Genomic DNA, 3,930 nt, shown 5'->3' on the forward strand with positions numbered 1-3,930 from the left:
ATGGGGTTTGGGGAAGGGAGGGAAAAGCTTTTCTTCAGAAAAGTTTTCCCTCCCTTCCCCAATCTTCCACTTCTACTTCCCCATCAACCCCGCGATCTCCTCCCGCAGGACGCGGGCGGCGGCCTCGGCGGCAATGCGGTCAAGCTCGTTCTGAATACGGCTCATAACGTCGGCGGTGATGGCTTCGGTGTCGGGGAGATCCGGCAGGATAAGCTGCGGAAGCGGGCGGCTCTCCAACTCCTGCACGCGCCGCTCCAATTGCTCCAGGGCGCGGGCCGAAGCTTCCTGCTCCTCAGAGGCTTTTTCCATGTCCACACGGACGAGGGCAAGGACATCCTGCACAATGCCAGCGGCGTCGGGAGCCTGCACGGGCCGGCTCTCCAACAGCGCGAGCCGCCGCTCCAGCGATTCCAGCGCAAGGCCAAGCACATCCGGGCCGTCATCGGGATCGGCTTCCGGAGAGGAGGATTCCCAAGGGATCTCAGCGGAACGGGAGGGGACGGGAGGGAATGTGGGCTCTTCGGCCACCTCGGCGGAGGAACCGGGAAGCGGTGCGGCTTCGGGGGCCTCAGCGGAAACGCCCGAAGGCGTGGAACCAAGCTCCGCCGCAAGCGATTTCAACTGGCCGCACAGGGCATTGCCTTCCGTAAGCAGAGACTGGATGTCGCCGGAGATCGCAGAGACGTTGAGATCCTGCTCAGCGGCGCCATCCGCGCGCTGTTCCAAGGCGACCACCCGTTCATTGAGACGGCTCAAGGCTTCCTCCAGCCGGATAATACGTTCTTCCATTTCATGGCCGCATGAGGGCTCCGCTTGCGGCACGGCGGCGCTGACGGGAACGTCCGGCACAGCCACGGGCACGAACGCAAGCGCCCGATCCGAGCCGTCCCCGGAAGGTTCCGGCAACGGCTCGGCAACCTCATCCGCCGATACGGAAGAGGGCAACGCTTCCGACGGTTCCTCAACAGCCCCTTCCGGCGCGGCCTCGGCCTGTTGGGAAAGGCCGGGTTCGGCTTTCGAGCCCTCCTCCCCTTCTGGGGAAACCAGCATGGGAGCCTCCATAGCGGGCTCCGGTGCAACCGGCGAGGGCCCAACCTGTGGGGCATCCGCAACCGGAGCGTCGCCGAACAACAATTCCAGATCCTCGGCATACGGTCTTTCAGCGGGTTCCGGGACGGGGGGTTCCTGAGCTTCGAGGTGCATCTCGGCAAACGCCTGATCCACGGCGTCGGCGGACAGGGCCGGAGCTTCCGCTTCGTCCGGAACCCCGGAGGCATCAGCCATGCCGGGAGCCGTTTCCACACCATACTCGTGTACAACCGCCCCGGCCTTCGCCATTTCCGCTTCAAAGGCGCGGATCAACGCCTCGTCCGGCTCTTCGCGGACGGGCTCGCCAAGGCTCTCGGCGGGAGCCTCTTCTTCCGCGCCATCCGAAACAGGCTCCTCCGGCAACGCGGAAGCCTCGCCCTTCGGAGGCAGCAGCGTCATGAGGGGCGTCTTTTCGATCTCTTCAAGAAAATCATCACTGTTCTCAAAAGGATACCGTGACACCACCCGTTCGGACTCTTCCCCGGGCGGGGTTTCCGGATCGGCCGCTTCGGGCTGCCCCGGCAGGGCTTGCCCGCCATCATCATGAAGAGCCCCGCGGGGCTCCGGTTCAGGAGACGCCTCGGGGTCATCGACGATATCAAAAAGGTCTATGATGCCTTCTTCCGGGTCGTAGGGATCTTTCCGCGCCATACTGGCCTCTCGTCGGCAAAAAATATAAATGGATACGAGTAGAGTACACGCATCCGGCGCGATCTGGCAAGCGCCAACCGGAGGACGGTTTACAGGCCGCCCACCACCCTGTAGACTGGATGCGGCCTTTCATCCTGCCTCTTTTTCAGACTTTTTTTGGAGATCGCATGGAGCGTCCAGCATCCTCAACTCTTCCGACCACGCCCGGCATCTATATCTATAAGGACGCGCAGGGGCGGATCATCTATGTGGGCAAGGCCCGAAACCTCCGCAAGCGCATCCTTTCCTATTTCCGGGACGCTTCGGCCCTGACCCCGAAAACGGTCGCCATGATCGGGCACGCCGCCTCGCTGGAGACGCTTTCCACCACCACGGAAAAGGAAGCGCTGCTCCTCGAAGCCAGCCTCATCAAGAAACACCGCCCGCACTACAATATCGTCCTGCGCGACGACAAGCAGTATGTCCTGTTCCGCATCGCCAAGGACGCCCCCTATCCGCGCCTTGAGGTCGTGCGTCAGGCCCGGCGCGACAACGCCCGCTATTTCGGCCCCTTCACCTCGGGGCAGGCGGCCCGCGAGACATGGAAGACCATCCACCGGGTCTTCCCCTTACGGCGCTGCGTGGACCGGGCCTTCAAAAACCGCGTCCGGCCCTGCCTCTACCATCATATCGGGCAGTGTCTCGCGCCGTGCACGGAAAACGTCCCCGTTGAAGAATACGCCTCCCTCATACACCGCGTGGAACTGCTCCTCTCCGGGCGCTCCCGTGAATTGCTCGATACGCTGCGCCACGCCATGGCGGACGCGTCCGAGGCCATGAATTACGAACAGGCCGCCGTGTTCCGGGATCAGATCAAGGCCATCGAGCGCACGGTGGAACGCCAGAGCGTGGTCCTGCCGGAAGGCGGCAACATGGACGTGGCGGGCGTGGCCCCGGCCAAAGGCGGCCTTGCCCTCGGGCTCCTCTTCGTGCGCGAAGGGCGGCTTGTGGACGGGCGCACCTTCTTCTGGCCGGATCTGGAACTGGCGGAAGGCCCGGAATTGCTCTGGAGCTTCCTCGGGCAGTTCTACGGCCCGCAAACATCCATTCCCCCGCGCATTGTGGTGCCGTGGCTGCCCGCAGACACGGTTCTGCCCGGAATGTCCGGCGAGCAGGACGCTCCGGACTCCGCCTCTCCGGCAAAAGATCACATTGCAACACTCGAAGGCGAAGCGGAACCGCCTCACGCCGCCGGAACGGATTCCAACGGGCACGCCCCCGACGAGGTGGAATCCCTCGAAGCGCTGGAAGCGGCCCTTGCCGACGCGCGCGGGGGCATCGTCCGCATCGCCAAGCCCCGCAATGCCGCCGAAGCCCGGCTCGTGGACATGGCCGTCTCCAACGCCCGCGAAGCCGCCGTCACCAAGTCGGAAGTCCCCATGTCCGACCGCCTTGCCGCCGCCTTCGCGCTGGACAAGGTGCAATCCGCCCTGCCCGGGGCCGTCCCGATGGCATCCCGCCCCATCCGGCGCATCGAGTGCGTGGACGTTTCCCACACGGGCGGCACGTCCACCCGCGTGGGCATGGTCGTCTTTGAAGATGGGCAGCCCCAGAAATCCGATTACCGCACCTATGCCCTTGAAGGCGAAGCGGCCTGCAACGGCGACGACTACGCCGCCCTTGCCGAGTGGATGCGCCGCCGCCTCGAATCCGGGCCGCCGTGGGCGGATCTGGTGCTCATCGACGGCGGGCGCGGGCAGGTTTCCGCCGTGCAGCGCATCGTCAGGGAATCCAATGCCGAAGGGCTGTTCCTGCTGGCGGGCATCGCCAAGGCCCGCGACGACATGGGGCGCGCCGACCGCCGGGCCGGGAACGTGGGCGACCGGATTTTCCTGCCCGGCCGGAGCAATCCACTGCCGCTGCGCGACGGTTCCGCCGAGTTATTGTTTCTCCAGCATATCCGCGATACGGCGCACCATTTCGTCATCGGGCGGCACCGCCGGGCGCGGGCGGGCGCGGCGCTTTCCGCCGAACTGCTCCGCATCCCCGGCGTAGGCAAGGCCACGGCCCGGCTGCTCTGGGATCATTTCAAGGCCCTTGATGCCATCATTGCCGCCACGCCCGCCCAGCTTGCCGCGATCCCCGGCATCGGCCCCCGCAAGGCCGAAGCGCTGGCGGGCAGTTTGAAGAGGTTGAAGGAATGAATTGGGG

The 3,930-nt window shown here is 65.1% G+C and carries 2 protein-coding genes; one reads left to right on the forward strand and one right to left on the reverse strand.

Annotated features, from left to right (window positions below; all coding sequences use genetic code 11):
• Positions 1 to 72 precede the first annotated feature (72 nt).
• Complete coding sequence (locus T370_RS0121450) at positions 73 to 1,740, reverse strand: hypothetical protein (RefSeq protein ID WP_029436958.1); 1,668 nt, start codon at positions 1,738 to 1,740, stop codon at positions 73 to 75.
• A 167-nt stretch (positions 1,741 to 1,907) separates the two neighbouring features.
• Here T370_RS0121450 and uvrC point away from each other — a divergent pair, with 167 nt between their 5' ends.
• Positions 1,908 to 3,923, forward strand: a complete 2,016-nt coding sequence (uvrC, locus tag T370_RS0121455) for an excinuclease ABC subunit UvrC (protein ID WP_029436959.1) — start codon at positions 1,908 to 1,910, stop codon at positions 3,921 to 3,923.
• Positions 3,924 to 3,930: the final 7 nt, after the last annotated feature.

This window comes from Bilophila wadsworthia ATCC 49260, from assembly GCF_000701705.1.
GTDB lineage: Bacteria > Desulfobacterota > Desulfovibrionia > Desulfovibrionales > Desulfovibrionaceae > Bilophila > Bilophila wadsworthia.